At 71.7% G+C, this 19,133-nt stretch carries 15 protein-coding genes; 4 read left to right on the top strand and 11 right to left on the bottom strand.

Annotated features, from left to right (window positions below):
- Positions 1 to 95: 95 nt before the first annotated feature.
- The 3 genes from ABT129_RS28720 to ABT129_RS28710 all read right to left on the bottom strand — a co-directional run bounded on the left by ABT129_RS28720 (position 96) and on the right by ABT129_RS28710 (position 1,530).
- Positions 96 to 335: an RNA-binding protein gene (locus ABT129_RS28720; protein WP_005311361.1), complete on the bottom strand. Its 240-nt coding sequence runs from the start codon at positions 333 to 335 to the stop codon at positions 96 to 98.
- Between the two features lie 2 nt (positions 336 to 337).
- Positions 338 to 781, bottom strand: a complete 444-nt coding sequence (gene rpsP / locus ABT129_RS28715) for a 30S ribosomal protein S16 (RefSeq protein ID WP_187623038.1) — start codon at positions 779 to 781, stop codon at positions 338 to 340.
- Between the two features lie 155 nt (positions 782 to 936).
- A complete protein-coding gene (locus ABT129_RS28710) occupies positions 937 to 1,530 on the bottom strand; it encodes a hypothetical protein (protein WP_024755886.1) in 594 nt (197 codons plus the stop codon).
- Positions 1,531 to 1,966: 436 nt separating this feature from the next.
- Between ABT129_RS28710 and ABT129_RS28705 the strand changes: the two genes are divergently transcribed.
- Complete coding sequence (locus ABT129_RS28705) at positions 1,967 to 2,692, top strand: class I SAM-dependent methyltransferase (protein WP_351907375.1); 726 nt, start codon at positions 1,967 to 1,969, stop codon at positions 2,690 to 2,692.
- A gap of 91 nt (positions 2,693 to 2,783) precedes the next feature.
- On the opposite strand, the gene ftsH is transcribed toward ABT129_RS28705, so the two are convergent.
- The 6 genes from ftsH to nsdA all read right to left on the bottom strand — a co-directional run bounded on the left by ftsH (position 2,784) and on the right by nsdA (position 12,519).
- Complete coding sequence (ftsH, locus tag ABT129_RS28700; protein WP_351907373.1) at positions 2,784 to 4,709, bottom strand: ATP-dependent zinc metalloprotease FtsH; 1,926 nt, start codon at positions 4,707 to 4,709, stop codon at positions 2,784 to 2,786.
- A gap of 140 nt (positions 4,710 to 4,849) precedes the next feature.
- Positions 4,850 to 6,403, bottom strand: coding sequence for a signal recognition particle protein (gene ffh, locus ABT129_RS28695; protein WP_351907371.1), 1,554 nt, complete (start codon positions 6,401 to 6,403; stop codon positions 4,850 to 4,852).
- Positions 6,404 to 6,521: 118 nt separating this feature from the next.
- Positions 6,522 to 9,008: a [protein-PII] uridylyltransferase gene (locus tag ABT129_RS28690; RefSeq protein ID WP_351907369.1), complete on the bottom strand. Its 2,487-nt coding sequence runs from the start codon at positions 9,006 to 9,008 to the stop codon at positions 6,522 to 6,524.
- 20 nt (positions 9,009 to 9,028) lie between these two features.
- Positions 9,029 to 9,367, bottom strand: a complete 339-nt coding sequence (locus ABT129_RS28685; RefSeq protein WP_015036464.1) for a P-II family nitrogen regulator — start codon at positions 9,365 to 9,367, stop codon at positions 9,029 to 9,031.
- Positions 9,364 to 10,707, bottom strand: coding sequence for an ammonium transporter (locus ABT129_RS28680; protein WP_351907367.1), 1,344 nt, complete (start codon positions 10,705 to 10,707; stop codon positions 9,364 to 9,366). The genes ABT129_RS28685 and ABT129_RS28680 overlap by 4 nt, the downstream gene beginning before the upstream one ends.
- A gap of 336 nt (positions 10,708 to 11,043) precedes the next feature.
- On the bottom strand, positions 11,044 to 12,519 hold the full coding sequence (gene nsdA / locus ABT129_RS28675) for a transcriptional repressor NsdA (RefSeq protein WP_351907365.1): 1,476 nt from the start codon (positions 12,517 to 12,519) through the stop codon (positions 11,044 to 11,046).
- 430 nt (positions 12,520 to 12,949) lie between these two features.
- Here nsdA and ABT129_RS28670 point away from each other — a divergent pair, with 430 nt between their 5' ends.
- On the top strand, positions 12,950 to 13,603 hold the full coding sequence (locus ABT129_RS28670) for a bifunctional DNA primase/polymerase (RefSeq protein ID WP_351907363.1): 654 nt from the start codon (positions 12,950 to 12,952) through the stop codon (positions 13,601 to 13,603).
- Positions 13,604 to 13,680: 77 nt separating this feature from the next.
- On the opposite strand, the gene ftsY is transcribed toward ABT129_RS28670, so the two are convergent.
- Entirely contained in the window at positions 13,681 to 14,904 is a 1,224-nt protein-coding gene (gene ftsY / locus ABT129_RS28665; protein WP_351907361.1) for a signal recognition particle-docking protein FtsY, read from the bottom strand.
- Positions 14,905 to 14,988: 84 nt separating this feature from the next.
- On the opposite strand from ftsY, the gene ABT129_RS28660 reads away from it, so the two are divergent.
- Both ABT129_RS28660 and ABT129_RS28655 read left to right on the top strand, forming a co-directional pair.
- On the top strand, positions 14,989 to 16,446 hold the full coding sequence (locus ABT129_RS28660) for a cytosine permease (protein WP_351907359.1): 1,458 nt from the start codon (positions 14,989 to 14,991) through the stop codon (positions 16,444 to 16,446).
- A 58-nt stretch (positions 16,447 to 16,504) separates the two neighbouring features.
- Positions 16,505 to 17,482: an LLM class flavin-dependent oxidoreductase gene (locus ABT129_RS28655; RefSeq protein ID WP_351907357.1), complete on the top strand. Its 978-nt coding sequence runs from the start codon at positions 16,505 to 16,507 to the stop codon at positions 17,480 to 17,482.
- Positions 17,483 to 17,560: 78 nt separating this feature from the next.
- Here the strand turns inward: ABT129_RS28655 and ABT129_RS28650 are convergent, their stop codons facing one another.
- The gene (locus ABT129_RS28650) at positions 17,561 to 18,991 is read right to left on the bottom strand and encodes a sugar porter family MFS transporter (protein ID WP_351907355.1); all 1,431 of its coding nucleotides are present in this window, start codon (positions 18,989 to 18,991) and stop codon (positions 17,561 to 17,563) included.
- Positions 18,992 to 19,133: the final 142 nt, after the last annotated feature.

The raw sequence follows: 19,133 nt of genomic DNA, 5'->3' as shown, positions 1-19,133 counted from the left end.
ACAGTCCGTACGACGCGAACGACAACGGGCCGGGGTGGGCTCGTAAGCCCTCCCCGGCCCGTGCCGGCACTACTAAGGTGATGCTGCCGGCCTGCTCAGCGGACCTGGTCCACGTCGACGAGGTCGACTCGGATGCCACGGCCGCCGATGGCGCCCACGACGGTGCGGAGCGCGCGCGCGGTGCGGCCGTTGCGGCCGATCACCTTGCCGAGGTCGTCCGGGTGGACCCGGACCTCCAGCACGCGGCCACGGCGCAGGTTGCGCGAGGCGACCTGCACGTCGTCGGGGTTGTCGACGATGCCCTTCACGAGGTGCTCGAGAGCCTCCTCGAGCATGATCAGGCCTCGGTCGACTCGGTGGACGCGGCCTCGGCCTCGTCCGCCTTCTTGTCGGCCTTCTTGGCCTTCGGGGTGATGGCCTCACCCTTGGCCTCGTCGCCCTCGAGGGCCTTCGCGAACTCGTCGAACGAGGCGCGCTTGGCTTCCTTCGTCGCCGGGACGAGCAGGGCCTTCTCGGGGGCCGGGAGGCCCTTGGCCTTCTGCCAGTCGCCGGTGAGCTTCAGGATGGCGAGAACCGGCTCGGTCGGCTGGGCGCCGACGGACAGCCAGTACTGCGCACGCTCGGAGTCGACCTCGATACGCGACGGGTTGTACGTCGGGTGGTAGAGGCCGATCTCCTCGATCGCGCGACCGTCCCGACGGGTGCGGGAGTCGGCGACGACGATGCGGTAGTGGGGCTGGCGGATCTTGCCGAGGCGCTTGAGCTTGATCTTGACTGCCACTGGAGTGGTGTCTCCTGGTCTTGACGTGGTTGGGCACTTTGAGATGCCACGTGGGGTTGCGGTACTCGGATGCCCGATGGACGCGTCAGCCGGAGGAGAGAGGGGTCCTGTGCGACTGTCGAGTACAGCTAGCCATTGTGCCACACACCGCGAGGTCAGCTCGCGGCGCCCACGGTCTCCGGGATGCGGAAGGGCTTGCCGCAGCCGCCGCAGACGATCGGGGCCTGGGCGAGCACCGAGGGCACCACGCGTACGTTCCGTCCGCAGTCGCAGACGGCCTTGACGCGGACGCCGCCGCCCGAGGAGCCGTGCCGGGCGGCCGGCCCGCGGAAGGAGCGCTTGGTGTCGGCCGCGGTGGCGACCGTGTGGGCCTTGAGCGCGCGCTGGAGCCGCTCGATGGTGGGCCGGTAGCGCCGCCTCGCCTCGGGGTTGAGCGTGACCAGGGAGAAGCCGCTGCTGGCGTGCGGCTCCTCGGGGTGGTCGAGGCCCATCTCCTCGGCGATCGCGAGGAATCTGCGGTTGTGATAGCGGCCGGCGCGGGAGGTGTCACGGACCCCTCGGGCGGCGGCGATGCCGTGGACTGCCTCGTGGAGCAGTCGTTCGAAGGAGAGTTCGGCGCCGCAGGCGGACGAGGACTCTCCGATCAGGGACTCGGGCGCGGCAAGATCGGGCAGCTCGGGGTGGTGCCGCTGAATGTCGGCCCACGCCTGTGCCAGCTCTGCGGCGAGAACAGGTGGTGTCGTGCTCACGTCGTGTACAACGAGCCGGAGTCCCCCCGGGTTCCATTCCGGGGCATCCCAAATATTTTGCACGTACCCGTCAGTTGCCGTTGATGTGTCGTGACGAGGGCCAGTGCGCCGATCTGCGGAGAAGCCGCGCAGGGGGCGTCAAGCTGGTGCGTAGTAGCGCATACGCCCCGGCGCGTAGCCGAGGTGCGCGCGCCCCCGGCGGAGGAGGCTCCCGAGGGGACCGGGAGGCGGCCTCGGAGCGGGCCCGGAGCGAGCCCCGGGCGGTGCCCGGGCGGACCGGGAAGTGTTGCAGGGACATTACCGGGCTCGCGCGCGGGGCGGCGCACCGCCCCTCCCCCGGCGAATCGGTGCGGCGCGAGCACTGGACGCGGCCCGGGATGCGCAGTTCCCTGACTACGGGGGGCTGTCGTCCGAGCACGGATTGGGGCACTTTTCCATGACACCTACGCTCGTCCCGCACCACCCCGCGCGTGACTGGGCCGAGATCCAGGAACGGATGCTCGTCCCGCTCTACGAGGCGGTGTACGACCGCCTCGGCGTGGGCGCCGGGAGCCGGGTCCTCGGCCTCCGCTGCGGCTCCGGCCTGGCGCTTCTGATGGCGGCCGCCCGGGGTGCCCGCATCGCCGGCGTGGACCGGGACCACGCGCGCGTGGAGCTGGCCAGGGAGCGGCTGCCGGAGGACGTCACCGTCACGGAGGAGCCTCCGGAGGACCTTCCGTACGACGTGATCACCGCCTTCCACACCACGGACGGCATCCTCCCGGAGCTGTCGGCGCTCACCCGTTCGGCGCAACGGGACACGGTGGTCGTGCTCGCCGGTTGGGGGCCGCCGGAGCGGTGCGCCACGGAGTCGGTGCTGGGGATCGCGGCCCGGCTGGCGGACCGCGGGCCGGCGGTCCGGACGGACCTGGACGGGCTGGTGGCGGGGGCGGGGCTGCGGCCGGACGGTTCGGGGCGGGTGGCCTGCCCCTTCGGGTACGCGAACGAGGGCAGCGCGGTGCGGGGGCTGCTGTCGACGGGCGCGTTCGACGAGGCCGTACGGGCGACCGACCTCTCCCAGGTGGAGAAGGAGATCGAGGAGGCGCTCGCGCCGCACGTGCGGGCGGACGGGACGGTGTGGATGCCGAACGTCTTCCGCTACGTCGTCGCCCGGGTGCCGTAGGAGCCCGTACGGGTCATCCGCTGCCCGTGGTCCCGGCGCCGTGGCAGCCGGTACGAGGGCATCGCGGGCCGGGAGGCCCCCGCTCCCCCGCTCAGTCCTCTTCCGCCCGGACCTCGCGCGTGATGCCCGCCGCGCGGTACGCCTCGGCCTCTTCCAGGGTCTCGTTCTCCAGGAGCGCGGCGGCCAGCGCGTCCAGCTGTTCGCGGTGCTCGCCGAGCAGGCGTACGGCGTTCTCGTAGCACTCGTCCACGATGCGGCGCATCTCCGCGTCGACGGTGTCGAGGGTCGCGGGGGCCGCCGACAGGCCGTACGCCTGCTGGGCGTCGCTCGGGATGGCCGTGAGGCGGCCGACGAGCTCGCTCATGCCCCAGCGTCCCGCCATGCCGCGGGCGATGTTGGTGACCTGCTCCAGGTCGCTCTCGGCGCCGGTGGTGACGACGCCGAAGACGACCTGTTCGGCGGCCATGCCGCCGAGGGCGCCGATGATCCGGCCGCGGAGGTACTCCTCGGTGTAGGCGTACCTGTCGGCGTCGGGGGTGGAGAGGGTGACGCCGAGGGCCCGGCCGCGCGGCACGATGGTGATCTTGCGGACCGGGTCGGCGCCCGGCTGGAGCATGCCGAGCAGGGCGTGGCCGCTCTCGTGGTACGCGGTCCGCCGCCGCTCCTCCGCGGGCATCACCAGGGGTCGTTCGGCGCCGAGCTGGACCTTCTCCAGGGCGTCGGAGAGGTCGGAGCGCGTGACGGCCTTCTGGTCGCGCTTGACGGCGAGGAGGGCGGCCTCGTTGGCGAGGTTGGCGAGTTCGGCGCCGGTCATGCCGGGGGTCGTGCGGGCCACGTGCTCCAGGTCGACGTCCTTGGCGAGCGGGATCCCCCGGGTGTGGATCCTGAGGATGGCCTCGCGGCCGTCCCGGTCGGGCGGGTTGACGTGCACGATGCGGTCGAAGCGGCCGGGCCGGGTGAGGGCGGGGTCGAGGACGTCGGGGCGGTTGGTGGCGGCCAGGACGATGACCCCTTCGGAGCCGGTGAAGCCGTCCATCTCGGTGAGGATCTGGTTGAGGGTCTGCTCGCGCTCGTCGTGGCCGCCCATCCCGGAGCCGCCGCCCCTGGCCCGGCCGATGGTGTCGATCTCGTCGATGAAGACGATCGCCGGGGCGACCTTGCGGGCCTCGGTGAACAGCTCGCGCACCCGGGAGGCGCCGACGCCGACGATCATCTCGATGAACCCGGACGCGGAGGCGGAGAAGAACGGGACTCCGGCCTCGCCGGCGACGGCACGGGCGAGCAGGGTCTTGCCCGTGCCGGGCGGGCCGGCGAGGAGCACGCCGCGCGGCATCTTGGCGCCCATCTCGCGGTAGGCCTGCGGGTTCTTGAGGAAGTCGACGACGTCGTTGAGCTCGCCCTCGACCTCGTCGATGCCGGCGACGTCGGCGAAGGTGGTGCGCTGTCCGCCCTCCAGCTCGACGGGCTTGGGCGGGGCCTTGCGGCCGAGCATGCCGCCGGCGCCGCCCATGCCCGCGCTCATCCGGCGGGCGATGAAGATCCACAGGACGACGAGGAGCAGCATCGGCGCGAGCGAGATGAGGAGGTTGAAGAGGAAGCTGCGTTCCTGGACGACGGGTTCGGCGGTGACGGTGACGTTCTGCTTGGTGAGTTGCGCCCACAGGTCGTCGTCGGCGAAGGCGGGGCGCTGGGTGGTGAACTTGGTGTAGTCGCCGTCGCCGTCGGGGACGGGCTGTTTGTTCTTCAGCTGGCCCTGGATCGCGTCGCCCTTGGAGTAGATCTTGGTGACGTTCCCGGCGGCGACCTGTTTGTCGAACTCGGTGTACGAGATGGTCGGCCCGTCGCCGTCGTTGAAGAACGACAGGACGATGTTGGCGATCAGGTACACGGCGAGCGCGGTGAGGATGAGGCCGCCCCAGCCGCCCGGCATCCGCTTCTTCGGCGAGGGGGGTGGCGGGGCCCCTTCCGAGCGCCAGGGCTGGTCGGTCCGGTCGCGCGGGGGTACGGGGTTGGCCACGTGGCTCTCCTCGGGGCGGCTGTGGCCCCAGTATCGAAGAGCGGGACGGACCCGGCATGGCGGGCGGTCCGGAGGGATGAAAAGGGGCCCGGGGCGGTTTCGTACCGCTCCGGGCCCCTTCGCTCGGGGTGTGGGCCGCGTCAGCCCATGAACTTCTTGAACTCGTCCGGGAGCTCGAAGTCCTTCGGGGTCTGTCCCGGCGCCGGGAGGCCGAAGGCGCCGCCCTGCTGCGCCTGGTCGCGGCGTTCGGCGGCGGCCTGCTCGTCGGCCTTCCGCTTCATCGGGTTGCCGCTCTTGCGCTTGCCCTTGGCCTGCTTGATCTGCTTCTTCTGCCGGCCGGGGCCGCCGCCCATGCCGGGCATGCCCGGCATGCCGGGGAGGCCGCCGCCCTGGGCCATGCGGGACATCATCTTGCGGGCCTCGAAGAACCGCTCGACCAGGCCCTTGACGGCGCTGACCTCGACGCCCGAGCCCTTGGCGATACGGGCGCGGCGGGAGCCGTTGATGATGGTCGGGTCGTGGCGCTCGCCGGGGGTCATCGACTTGATGATGGCGGCCGTGCGGTCGACGTCGCGCTCGTCGATGTTGGCGATCTGCTCCTTCATCTGGCCCATGCCGGGGAGCATGCCGAGGAGCTTGGAGATGGAGCCCATCTTGCGGACCTGCTCCATCTGCGCCAGGAAGTCGTCGAGGGTGAACTCCTGGCCCTTCTTCGACGCGAGCTTGGAGGCCATCTTGGCGGCCTCTTCCTCGTCGAAGGTCTGCTGGGCCTTCTCGATGAGGGAGAGCATGTCGCCCATGCCGAGGATGCGGGACGCCATGCGGTCCGGGTGGAACGCGTCGAACTCGTCCAGCTTCTCGCCGTTGGAGGCGAACATGATCTGCTTGCCGGTGACGTGCGCGATGGAGAGCGCGGCGCCGCCGCGGGCGTCGCCGTCGAGCTTGGAGAGCACGACTCCGTCGAAGCCGACGCCGTCGCGGAAGGCCTCGGCGGTGTTGACCGCGTCCTGGCCGATCATGGCGTCGACGACGAAGAGGACCTCGTCGGGGCTGACGGCGTCGCGGATGTCCGCGGCCTGCCGCATCAGCTCCTGGTCGATGCCGAGGCGGCCGGCGGTGTCGACGATGACGACGTCGAACATCTTGGTGCGCGCGTACTCGATGGAGTCCTTGGCGACCTGGACCGGGTCGCCGACGCCGTTGCCCGGCTGGGGGCCGTAGAAGGCGACGCCCGCGCGCTCGGCGACCACGCCGAGCTGGGTGACGGCGTTGGGGCGCTGGAGGTCGCAGGCGACGAGCAGCGGGGAGTGGCCCTGGCTCTTGAGCCAGAGGCCGAGCTTTCCGGCGAGGGTGGTCTTACCGGCGCCCTGGAGACCGGCGAGCATGATCACGGTGGGCGCGGTCTTGGCGAACCGCAGGCGCCGGGTCTCGCCGCCGAGGATGGAGACGAGCTCCTCGTTGACGATCTTGATGACCTGCTGGGCGGGGTTGAGAGCCTGCGAGACCTCGATGCCGAGGGCGCGCTCCTTGACCTGCTTGATGAAGGACCGGACGACCGGCAGGGCGACATCCGCTTCGAGCAGCGCGATACGGATTTCGCGCGCGGTGGCGTCGATGTCCGCCTCGGACAGACGGCCCTTGCCGCGGAGGTTCTTGAAGGTCGCTGCAAGGCGGTCGGAGAGGGTATCGAACACGGCGGTCGCGGATCCTCGGTGTCGGGGGCGGTCGGATTGCCCTCCAGGGTATCGGGCCGCTCGAAGTGTGTGCCCCCGCCCGCCGGATCCGGCGCGCGGGGGCGGTTGGGCCGGGGGTTCAGCGGAGCGCCGATTCCAGGGTGCGGGCCAGGTCGATGGCCTCCTCGTCGGGGAGGAGGGTGCCGTCGGGGCGGGTCACGTACAGGGTGTCGACGGCGTTCGCTCCGAGTGTCGACACGTGGGCGCTGCGGACGCGGACCTCGGCGCCCTCCAGGGCGCGGCCGATGCGGTGGAGGAGGCCGGGGGCGTCCTGGGCGCGGACCTCGATGACGGTGGCGAGGCGGGAGTCGGCGGCGGCGACGGTGACGCGGGGCGGGGGTGCGGTGAGGCCGCGGCGGCGCGGGTAGGCGGCTTCGCGTTCGGCGAGGCGGGCGGGGATGTCGAGGGAGCCGTCGAGGGCGCGGACGAGGTCGGCGCGGAGCCGGGCGGCCTCGGGGAGGGAGCCGTATTCGGCGGCGACCCGCCAGTCGAGGACGAGGACGGGTCCCGGTGCGGTGCCGAGGCCGGTGGGGAGGTCGACGGCGCGCAGGTCGGCGGCGCGGACGGTGAGCCGGTGCAGGGCGAGCACGCCGGCGACGGCGGGGAGGACGCCGGGCCGGTCGGGCAGGGCGATGGCGAGTTCGACGCCGATGGGTTCGGCGCGGTCGGGGTCGGCGGGGTCGGGGTCGGCGGGCGGTTCGGTGCGGGCGCGGAGGGTGAGGACGGGTTCGCCGGTGCGCAGGGCCTCGATGGCGAGGCGTTCCTGTTCGGCGCTGGGGGCGGCGGCCTCGGGGTCGGGCGGGGTCTCGCCCGCGAGGACGCCCGCGACGCGTTTGACCAGGTCGGCGACGAGGGAGGCGCGCCAGGAGGACCAGGCGGCGGGGCCGGTGGCGAGGGCGTCGGCCTCGGTGAGGGCGTGGAGGAGTTCCAGGGTGCCGACGGTGCCGACGGCGGTGGCGACGGAGCGGACGGTGGCGGGGTCGTCGAGGTCGCGGCGGGTGGCGGTCTCGACGAGGAGGAGGTGGTGGCGGACGGCGGTGGCGATGGTGGTGACGTCGGTGCGGTCGAAGCCGATGCGGGTGGCGAGGTCGCGGGCGATGGTCTCGCCGGCGACGGAGTGGTCGCCGGGCCAGCCCTTGCCGATGTCGTGGAGGAGGGCGGCGACGAGGAGGAGGTCGGGGCGGCCGACGCGGCGGGTGAGGGAGGAGGCGCGTACGGCGGTCTCGACGAGGTGGCGGTCGACGGTCCAGGTGTGGACGGGGTTGCGCTGGGGGCGGCAGCGGACGCGTTCCCAGTCGGGGAGGAAGAGGGTGATGAGCCCTTCGGCTTCGAGGGCCTCCCAGACGGGGACGGTGGCCTCGCCGGCGCCGAGGAGGGTGACGAGTTCCTCGCGGGCCTCGGCGGGCCAGGGCACGGGCAGGGGTTTGGCGGCGGCCGCGAGGCGGCGTACGGCGTGCAGGGAGATCGGCAGGGCGGACTGGGCGGCCGCGGCGGCGGCCCGCAGGGGCAGGACGGGGTCGCGTTCGGGGCGGGCGGTGCGGGCGAGGACGACCTCGCCGTCCATCTCGACGACGCCTTCGGCGAGCGGGGTGCGTTCGACGGGTGGTTTTCCGGCGCCGGCGCGGCCGGAGGCTCCGCGGCCGCCGAGGAGGGTGCGCAGGCGGGGTCGGGTGGAGCGGGCCTTGAGGACGCGGTGGACCTCGCGCCAGGTGACGTCGGTGGCGTACGAGATGGTCCGGGCGGCCTCGTACACCTCGCGGAGCAGGGTGTCGGCGTCGAGGAGGCCGAGTTCGCGGGCGACGGCGTCCTGTTCCTGGAGGGCGAGCCGGTCGGTGGCGCGGCCGGTGGTGAGGTGGAGGGCGTCGCGGGCGTCGAGGAGGCGGCGGCGGGCTCCGTCGAGGCCTTCGCGGGGGGCGTCGGCGACCCAGGTGGCGGCGACGGCGCGGAGGACCTGGGCGTCGCGGAGGCCGCCTCTGGCCTCCTTGAGGTCGGGTTCGAGGAGGAACTGCAGCTCGCCGGTGCGTTCGGCGCGTTCCCGGCAGAGTTCGTGGAGTTCGGGGAGTCGCTTCGGGGCCTGGTTGCGCCAGTCGGCGAGGACGGTCGTGCGGAGGGCGGCGACGAGTCCGTGGTCTCCGGCGAGGGGCCGGGCGTCGAGGAGGCCGAGGTGGACCTTGAGGTCGTCGGCGGCGGTGGCGCGGGCTTCGGCGGGGGTGCGGACGGAGTGGTCGAGGGCGAGCCCGAGGTCCCAGACGGGGTACCAGATCCGGTCGGCGAGGGCGGCGACGGCGGCCTTGTCGGCGGTGCCGTCGTGGAGCAGGAGGAGGTCGAGGTCGCTGCGGGGGGAGAGTTCGGCGCGGCCGTAGCCGCCGACGGCGACGAGGGCGGTGCCGCGGGGCGGGGCGGCGGCCGTGAAGAGCCCGGCCAGCCAGTCGTCGGTGAGCCGGGAGAGCGCGGTACGGCGCGGCGGCCCGGACCGCTCCTTCTCGTGGAGGAGGAGCAGCCGGGCCGCCGCGTAACCGCCGGGTCCCGATTCTTCGGTCTCTTCGCTGACTTCGAGGCTCGTCACCCGGCGGCTCCTTCGTGTGCTTACAGTGCGTCCGGACCGCGTTCGCCGGTGCGGACCCTTACGGCGGTCTCGACCGGCACGCTCCACACCTTGCCGTCTCCGATCTTGCCGGTTCGGGCGGCCTTCACGACGACGTCGATGAGCTGTTCGGCGTCCTCGTCCTCGACGAGGACCTCGATGCGGATCTTGGGGACCAGGTCGACGGTGTACTCGGCGCCCCGGTAGACCTCGGTGTGGCCGCGCTGGCGGCCGTAGCCGCTGGCCTCGGTGACGGTGAGGCCGTGGACGCCGAAGGCCTGGAGGGCCTCCTTGATCTCGTCGAGCCGGTGCGGCTTGACGACCGCGGTGATGAGCTTCATGCGTCCACCTTCGTGTTCTCCGTGACGGCCTGGGCGGTGGCGGTGGAGCGCGAGGACGCGCCGCCGCCGGCTCCGCTGAAGTCGTACGCGGTCTCGGCGTGCTCGACCTGGTCGATGCCGGAGACCTCGTCGTCCTCGCTGACCCGCATCCCCATCGTCTTGTCGATGATCAGGGCGAGGATCGCGGAGGCGATCAGAGAGTAGGCGAGGACGGCGAAGACGCCGACGGCCTGCTTGCCGAGCTGTTCGAGGCCGCCGCCGTAGAAGAGGCCCTTGGCGTCGGACTGGACGCCGCCGGTGGCGAAGAGGCCGACGAGGAGGGAGCCGATGACACCGCCGACGAGGTGGACGCCGATGACGTCGAGGGAGTCGTCGTAGCCGAACTTGTACTTGAGGCCGACGGCCATGGCGCAGAGGAGGCCGGCGATGGCGCCGACCGCGATGGCGCCGAGCGGGCTGACGGCGCCGCCGGCCGGGGTGATGGCGACGAGTCCGGCGACCGCGCCGGAGGCGGCGCCCAGGGTGGTGAAGGAGCCGTGGCGGATCTTCTCGTAGGCGAGCCAGGCGAGCATGGCGGCGGCGGTGGCGACCTGGGTGTTGACGAACATCACGGCACCGACGCCGTCGTCGTTGCCGAGCCAGGAGCCGGCGTTGAAGCCGAACCAGCCGAACCAGAGGAGACCGGCGCCGAGCATCACGAGCGGGAGGCTGTGGGGGCGCATCGGGTCCTTCTTGAAGCCGACGCGCTTGCCGATGACGAGGATGACGCCGAGGGCCGCGGCGCCGGCGTTGATGTGGACCGCGGTTCCGCCGGCGAAGTCGATGACGCCCATCTCGAAGAGCCAGCCGCCGGAGCCCCAGACCCAGTGGGCGACGGGGAAGTAGACGACGGTGACCCAGAGGGTGATGAAGAGGGCCCAGGCGGTGAACTTGACGCGGTCGGCGAGGGCGCCGCTGATCAGGGCCGGGGTGAGGATCGCGAACATCAGCTGGAAGACGGCGAAGACGTACACCGGGATGGTGTAGCCGTCCCACAGTTCGGTGACGCCGATGCCGCTGAGGCCGACGTAGTCGGAGGACCAGCCGATGATCGAGCCCGTGTCGGCGCCGAACGCGAGGCTGAAGCCGTACAGCACCCAGAGGATCGTGACGATCCCGAGGCTGATGAAGCTCATCATCAGCATGTTGAGGGTGGACTTGACGCGGACCATGCCTCCGTAGAAGAAGGCGAGTGCCGGGGTCATCAGCATGACCAGGGCGGAGCAGATGAGCATGAACCCGGTGTTGGCGGCAGACAGCTCGGGGGCGTCTGCTGCCAGGGTCGTGATGGCTGGTGCCATCGGCGTCTCCTCGTCGTCGGTACGGCCTGTGCGGGGCGGGGCCGGAGAGCGGCCGGCCGTGAGGGGTGGCCGGTTATGGGCCAGAGGTTGGCGCAGCGCGGTTTCCGCCGATGCCGCACGATGTTTCCGACCGGTGACGAAGGGGTGGGGCGTGTTACGCGACCGTGAACGGCCGTGTCGCGGCGGGGTGCCGTCCGTACCCTGCACAGCCCCCGCACAGCGGAAAAACCGGCCCCGCCGGGCGTCCGTGTGACCTTGCGGCGGGGGAGCCGAGTCGGGCAGTACGGGACGTCCGGCGCGGCCGGGGTCGGGGGCCTCGCGGGGGGCCGGGGGGGGTCAGACCGCTTCGGCGGCCTCGGGCAGCAGCTGGGTGAGGCGGTCGGTGAGCTGGACGACCTCGGCGACGTCGCCGAAGCCGCGGGCGGCGTGGTCGACGGTCTTGCGGAGCCGGGTGTTGACCCGCTCGGAGCGGATGCTCCGGGCGACCCCGAGGGCCTTCTCGGCGAGGACGACGGACTGCTCGGGCTCGCGCTTGAGGAGGTGCACGGTGGCCATGCCGATGAGGTTGAGCGCGTACGACCGCTGGTGGTCGGGGTCCTTCTCGAAGAGGGCGACGGCCCGCTCCATGACGGGCTCGGCGAGCGAGGCGTAGGTCGGGGAGCGCCCGGCGACGTAGGCGAGGTCGCGGTAGGAGTGGGAGTTCTCGCCGTTGAGTTCGGCCTCGGAGAAGAAGCCGATCCAGTCGGGCTCGGGCTCGCCGTCGAGGCCGACGTCGGAGAAGGTGTCCTCGGCCATCCGGACGGCCCGCTTGCACTTGGAGGGCTGGCCCATGTTGGCGTAGGCGCGGGCCTCCATCGCATACAGCATGGCCTGGGTGCGCGAGGTGGCGCAGTCCCGACTTCCGTACTGGGCGAGGTGGATGAGTTCGAGGGCGTCGTCGGGCCGGCCGAGGTGGATCATCTGGCGGCTCATCGAGGACAGGATGTACGAGCCGAGGGGCTTGTCGCCGGCTTCCTTGGCGGCGTGCAGGGCGAGGACGAAGTACTTCTGGGCGGTGGGCTGGAGGCCCACGTCGTAGCTCATCCAGCCGGCGAGTTCGGCGAGTTCGGCGGCGCAGGTGAAGAGGCGCTTCGCGGTGGCGGCGGGCTGGGGCTCCTGGAGGAGGTCGGTGACCTCGTGGAGCTGGCCGACGACGGCCTTGCGGCGGAGTCCGCCGCCGCACTGGGCGTCCCACTTGCGGAACATGGCGGTGGTGGATTCGAGGAGGTCGAGTTCGAGCTCGGAGAGCCGGTTGGGGCGGCGGGCGTCGGCGAGGGGATCGGGGCGCTCGATGTCGCCGGCGGGGGTGGGGACGAGCCAGCGCTGCATCGGTTCGATGAGGGCGGGTCCGGCGGCGAGCGACAGGGACGAGCCGAGGAAGCCGCGGCGGGCGAGCATGAGGTCGCTGCGGGAGAACTCGCTGAGCAGGGCGACGGTCTGCGGTCCGGCCCAGGGCAGGTCGACGCCGGAGACGGACGGCGACTGGTGGGCGGTGCGCAGGCCGAGGTCCTCGACGGCGACGACGGAGCCGAAGCGCTCGGAGAACAGCTCGGAGAGGATGCGCGGGATGGGCTCGCGGGGCTGTTCTCCGTCGAGCCAGCGGCGTACGCGCGAGGTGTCGGTGGAGATGTGGTGCGCGCCCATCTGGCGCGCCCGGCGGTTCACCTGCCGCGCGAGTTCGCCCTTGGACCAGCCGCTGCGCACGAACCACGAGCCCAGCTGCTCGTTCGGGCGCTTGCCGGCAGTCGTACCGTCTGCGCCGTTGCCGCCCACTGGAACGCCCCCATCCACCTGATTGCCTGTCTGCTGTGCGAACCCCTATCAGAATGCCGTGTCTTGCGGCACCCGTCCGGCGTTCGCACTCCTTCGAACTGGAAACCGGGTTGCCTCCGGCATACCCACGCGTGCGCGCCACCCCGGGGTTCGAGTACCGAAAGTAATCCTACGATCACGTCTCCACGAGGGCGATTCAAGAAACGCCACCATTCGCCACCCCTTCGAATGAACTCGTCCGCCGTGGAACGCGATTCACTTGACATGCGACGAACCGGAGTCGGCGGACGGATGCGCGGAGAGGCGTGCACACCGGCCCGCACCACCCCTCGCACGACCGCGCACCAGAAGCACGCGGCGGAGCGTGACGAAGGGTGACGACGGTGCTCCGGGTCGTAACCACCGGCGCGCTCGACCCGTTGGAGGGGACATGGGTTTCACGATCGGCGGCATTCGTGAGATGCGGTCCGGCGTACGCCGCCGCGTACGCACGACGGAGTGCACAGCGGTGGCCGAGTACACGGGGCTGTGGGGCTGGGACGTGACCCCCGGGGCGCGGGCCGTCTCGGGCCAGTGCTCCTGCGGGGATCCGGCGTGTGCCGCCCCGGGCGCGCACCCCCTCTCCTTCGCTGAACCGGTCCCGGCGGGCGCCGGGCTGGACGACGCGACGAAGGCGTGGTCCCGGTATCCGGGGGCGGCGCTGCTGCTGCCGGTGGGCAGGGCCTTCGACGTGATCGAGGTCGCGGAGGCCGCGGGCCGCCGGGCGCTCGTCCGTCTGGAGCGCATGGGGCTGCCGCTGGGCCCGGTGTGCGCGACGCCGACCGGGCGGGCACGGTTCTTCGTGGCGCCGGGTGCGGCGGCCGAGCTGCCGCAGCTGCTGTACCGGATGGGCTGGGACGACGCCGATCTGGATCTGCACTGTCTGGGGCCGGGCAGTCACATCACCGCTCCCCCGTCGGACCTGGGCGGGCTCGGGCCGGTGCGCTGGCTGCGGCCCCCGAGGCTCGACACGGCGGGCGCGCCGCCGCAGGCGCGGCTGCTGCTGGGCACCCTGGCGTACATCTGTCACCGGACGCACCTCTGATCCGCCTCGGGGTTCCGGTACGCGGAAGGGCCCTCGCCGTGTGACGGCGAGGGCCCTTCCGTGTGCCGTGCGGGGTGTCAGTCGCCGATCAGGGCGTCGACGAAGGCGCCCGGCTCGAAGGGGGCCAGGTCGTCCGGGCCCTCGCCCAGGCCGACCAGCTTGACCGGGACGCCCAGCTCGCGCTGGACGGCGACGACAATGCCGCCCTTGGCGGTGCCGTCGAGCTTGGTCAGGACGATGCCGGTGATGTCGACGACCTCGGCGAAGACGCGGGCCTGGGTCAGGCCGTTCTGGCCGGTGGTGGCGTCGAGGACGAGGAGGATCTCGTCGAGCGGGCCGTGCTTCTCGACGACGCGCTTGACCTTGCCGAGCTCGTCCATGAGGCCGGTCTTGGTGTGGAGGCGGCCGGCGGTGTCGATGAGGACGACGTCGGCGCCCTCGGCGATGCCCTCCTTGACCGCGTCGAAGGCGATCGACGCCGGGTCGCCGCCCTCCGGGCCGCGGACGGTGCGGGCGCCGACGCGCTCGCCCCAGGTCTGGAGCTGGTCGGCGGCGGCGGCGCGGAAGGTGTCGGCGGCGCCGAGGACGACGGACTTGCCGTCGGCGACGAGGACGCGGGCCAGCTTGCCGGTGGTGGTGGTCTTCCCGGTGCCGTTGACGCCGACGACCATGACCACGCCCGGTACGTCGGTGGGGCTGTCGGTCTTCACCGTGCGGTCGAGGTCGGGGCCGAGGAGGGTGATGAGCTCCTCGCGGAGCAGAGCACGGAGTTCCTCCGGGGTGCGGGTGCCGAGCACGCGGACCCGCTCGCGCAGCCGCTCGACGAGCTCCTGGGTGGGGGCGACGCCGACGTCGGCCGTGAGAAGGGTCTCCTCGATCTCCTCCCAGGTGTCCTCGTCGAGGTGCTCGCGGGACAGGAGCGTGAGCAGCCCCTTGCCGAGCGAGTTCTGGGAGCGGGCGAGGCGGGCGCGGAGCCGTACGAGCCGGCCGGCGGTCGGCTCCGGGACCTCGATCTCGGGGGCCGCGGGCTCGGCGACGACGGGGTCCTCGACGGCGACCGGCGTCTCGGTGGCCTCCTCGGCGGGGAGTTCGACCTCCTCGACCGTGCGGCGTGGTTCCTCCCGCGGCGTCTCCGCCTCCTCGCCGACGTGCGGTTCGGCGGGCGGAGCGGTGATGGTCGGCGTGGTGGACGGCGGCTCGGCCGGCGGCAGCTGCTTCTTCTTGCGGCCGCTGATCACGAGCCCGCTCGTCACGGCGACGGCGACGACCAGTGCGATGACTACAGCAAGGATGAGTTCCATAACCTGACCAGTATCGGCCAAGAAGAGACCGGAGACGGAGCACGTACGCTGGGTGGGTCCCCCACATCTGTACGGAGTACCCCCATGCCCCACGACGCCTCCGAAGCCGCAGGCGCGACGCACGACGGCGCGATGGAGACCCGCGGTCTCGAACCCGTCCCCGACGCGGAGCGGACCGGCCGTGTCCGCGAGCTCTTCCCGACCTGGGTCGCCGCCAACATCAGTGTGCTGCTGCTCACGATGGGTGCCGGCCTGATCGTCTTCAACGGTCTGAACTTCTGGCAGGTCCTGATCGTGGCGATCGCCGCGCCCGTGCTGTCGTACGGGATCGTCGGCCTGATCTCGATCGCGGGCAAGCGGGGCGGTGCGCCGGGGATGGCGCTGTCGCGGGCCGTGTTCGGCCAGCGCGGAAACCTTTTTCCCGGGTCGTTGATCTGGGTGGCCCGGTGGGGCTGGGAGACCATCAACGCGGTCACCGGCGCCTACGCGGTGCTGACCGTGCTCGACCTCCTCTTCGGCGTGAAGTCGAACACGCTCCTCATCGTGGTGACGCTGCTGCTCTTCGTGACCTGCACCTTCCTGGTGTCGGGGCTCGGGATCAACGCCCTGCGGGTGTGCAGCAAGTGGTCCACGTACCTCTTCGGTGCCTTCTCGGTCCTCGTCCTGGTCTACCTGGTGGCGAACACCGAGTGGTCGGCGGTCTTCGACAAGCCGGCCGGTTCGACGGCGATGATGATCGCGGGCATCGGCACGATCGCGGCCGGCGGCATCAGCTGGGTCCCCTCGGGCCCCGACTTCACCCGCTACCTGCCGCGTACGGCCTCCTCGAAGGCGATGGTCGGCTCGACGATCGGCGGCGCCGGGATCGTCGTCCTGCCGATGGTCCTGATGGGCGCGGTGATGGCGGTGTCGACCCCGGACCTGGCGTCGGCGCAGGACCCGGTCTCCTTCATCGGTGAGCTGCTGCCGATGTGGATCTCGGTGCCGTACCTGGTGATCGCCCTGCTCGGGATGCTGCTGATCAACTCGATGTCGATGTACTCGGCCGGGTTCACGGCGCAGACCCTCGGCATCAAGGTGTCGCGTGCGGCGGCGGTCAGCGTGAACGCGGTGATCAGCCTGGTCTTCGGCTTCCTGCTGATGGTGGTGGCGACCAGCTTCATCGGTTCGTTCATCTCGTTCCTGACGCTGCTCGCGGTGGCGTTCTCGGCCTGGATCGGCGTGTTCGGCGTGGACATGCTGCGGCGCCGGTCGTACGACGCGGTGGCGCTGATGGACACGGGCCGGACGAGCGCGTACTGGTACCGGGGCGGTTTCGCCTGGCAGGCGATGACGGCGTGGGCGGTGGCGCTGCTCGTGGGCCTGCTGTTCACGAAGGTCGACTGGTTCTCCGGCCCGCTCGCCTCCTCCTGGATCGGCGAGAACGGCCTGGGCTGGGCGGCGACGATCGTGGTGGCGGGCGTGCTGTACGCCGTGCTGCCGCGCTCGCCCGAGCCGGCTCCGGCGGAGTCCGCCGAGGTGCGCGAGACCGTTTCCATCTGACGCTGCGTCAGCTAACGTCCCCCTTCGCCGGTATCCCACTCGCGGAGGGGGACTTCCCATGCCCTTCACAGTCGTACGGTTCAACCTCGTCGATCCCCGCGCGACCCCGGAGTCCCTCTCGGAGCGCTACCGGGCCGCCCTCGCCATGGCCGCGTACGCCGACGGGCACGGGGTCGACACCGTGCAGACCGAGGAGCACCACGGGGTCGCGAACAACTGGCTGCCCTCCCCCTTCGCCTTCGCGGGCGCGGTCTTCGGCGCCACGGAGCGGATCGCGGTCACCGTCTCGGCGATCATCGGGCCGCTGCACGACCCGCTGCGCCTCGCGGAGGACATCGCGGTCCTGGACCTGCTGAGCGGGGGCCGCCTGGTGACGGTCGCCGGGATCGGCTACCGGCCGGAGGAGTACGAGGAGCGCGGCGTCGACTGGGGGCGGCGCGGCAAGCTCCAGGACCTGCTCCTGGAGACCTTGCTGACGGCGTGGACCGGTGAGCCGTTCGCGTATCGGGGCCGTACGGTACGGGTCACCCCGCGGCCCTTCACGCGGCCGCATCCGCTGCTCCTCGTCGGGGGTTCCTCGCGGGCGGCGGCCCGGCGGGCGGCCCGGCTCGGGCTGCCGTTCTTCCCGAGCGCGCACCTGCCGGAGCTGGAGGCGTACTACCGGGAGCGGTGCGAGGAGTACGGCACGGAGGGCTGGACGATGATGCCGGCCGAGGTGACCCCGCTGCTGCACCTGTCGGAGGACCCGGACCGGACCTGGGCGGAGTACGGGGAGCACTTCCTGCACGAGGCGCGGACGTACGCCTCCTGGCAGTCGAAGGACATCCGCTCGGCGGTGCGGTCGGCGGCGACGACGGTGGCGGAGCTGCGCGCGGAGGGGGTCTACCGGGTCGTCACGCCGCAGGAGTGCCTGACGCTCGGTCTGGAGAGCCTCGTGCTGCATCCGCTGTGCGGCGGGATGCCGGTGGAGGAGGGGTGGCGGAGCGTGCGGCTGTTCTGCGACGAGGTGCTGCCCGGATTGTCGGAGCGGGGGTGACGGCGAACCGCCCCGGTCCGGGGCTCGGGGCCTCGGACCGGGGCGGTCTCCGTGGGTGAGGAGCGGGGCAGCGGGGGGTTAGCCCATCTCCTCCAACGCCTTGCCCTTGGTCTCCTTGACGTACCTGAGCACGAAGGGGATCGAGAGCACGGCGAAGACCGTGTAGATGATGTAGGTGCCGGAGAGGTTCCAGTCGGCGAGGGACGGGAAGCTCGCGGTGATGGCCCAGTTGGCGATCCACTGCGCGGAGGCGGCGACGCCGAGGGCGGCGGCGCGGATCCGGTTGGGGAACATCTCGCCGAGGAAGACCCAGACCACCACGCCCCACGAGAGGGCGAAGAAGAGCACGAAGACATGGGCGGCGACGAGCGCCACGACGCCCTGGGTCTCGGGCAGTTTGCCGTCGACGAGGTCGGCGGAGAAGGCCCAGGCCTCGACGGCGAGGGCGATCGCCATGCCGATGGAGCCGACGAGGGCGAGCGGCTTGCGGCCGACGCGGTCGACCAGGACCATCGCGATCACGGTGCCGATGATGTTGATGATCGACGTGGTGAACGAGTAGAAGAACGAGCTCGACGGGTCGATGCCGACGGACTGCCAGAGGGTCGCGGAGTAGTAGAACGCGACGTTGATGCCGACGAGCTGCTGGAAGACCGAGAGCCCGATGCCGACCCAGACGATGGGCAGCAGCTTGAAGCGGGAGCCGATGACGAGCAGGTCCTTGAAGGTGGACTTGTGCTCGCTGCGCATGGCCCGGTCGATCTCGGCGACGCGCTGGTCGAGGTCGACGCCCTTGCCCTCGACCTCGGCGAGGACCTCCTTGGCCCGTTCGGTCTTCCCGACGGAGATGAGGAAGCGGGGGGACTCGGGGATGGCGAAGGAGAGCATGCCGTAGAGGAGCGCGGGCACGACCATCACGCCCAGCATCCACTGCCAGGCCTCAAGGCCGCCGATCTCGCCGCGCTGGTCGCCGTCGGCGAGCTGGAGGATGCCGTAGTTGACCAGCTGGGAGATGGCGATGCCGATGACGATCGCGGCCTGCTGGAAGGAGCCGAGGCGGCCGCGGTAGGCGGCGGGGGCGACCTCGGCGATGTAGGCGGGGCCGATGACGGAGGCCATGCCGATGGCGAAGCCGCCGATGACCCGCCAGAGGGCCAGGTCCCAGAGGGCGAAGGGCAGCGCCGAGCCGACGGCGCTGACGGCGAAGAGCACCGCGGAGATCTGCATGCAGCGGATGCGGCCGATGCGGTCGGCGATCCGGCCCGCGGTGGCGGCGCCGATGGCACAGCCGATCAGGGCGATGGCGATGACCTGGGCGAGGGTGCCGGAGCCGATGTCGTAGCGGTCGCGGATCGCCTCGACGGCGCCGTTGATGACGGAGCTGTCGTAGCCGAAGAGGAAGCCGCCCATCGCGGCGGAGGCCGTGATGAAGATGACGTGGCCGAGGTGGTCGGGGTGAGCCGCCCTGCCTTCGGACGGCGGCGGCGTGGGCGCCTGCGTGCTGGTCACATGGACTCCTGGAGGCTCCGGCTGCGTCGCCGGAACGGTGGGGGGCAAGCCCTTCCAGTGGCGCACAACTTCACGCCGCCCACCACGTGAAGGTAAAAGCAACGTTGCAGAGACTATGCCTTCAAGTTTCTAAGTCAAGAGG

Source organism: Streptomyces sp. NPDC002057, from assembly GCF_040296665.1.
Taxonomy (GTDB): domain Bacteria; phylum Actinomycetota; class Actinomycetes; order Streptomycetales; family Streptomycetaceae; genus Streptomyces.
The sequence above is the reverse complement of the archived record's forward strand: the minus strand, read 5'-3'. Positions and strand labels throughout refer to the sequence as shown.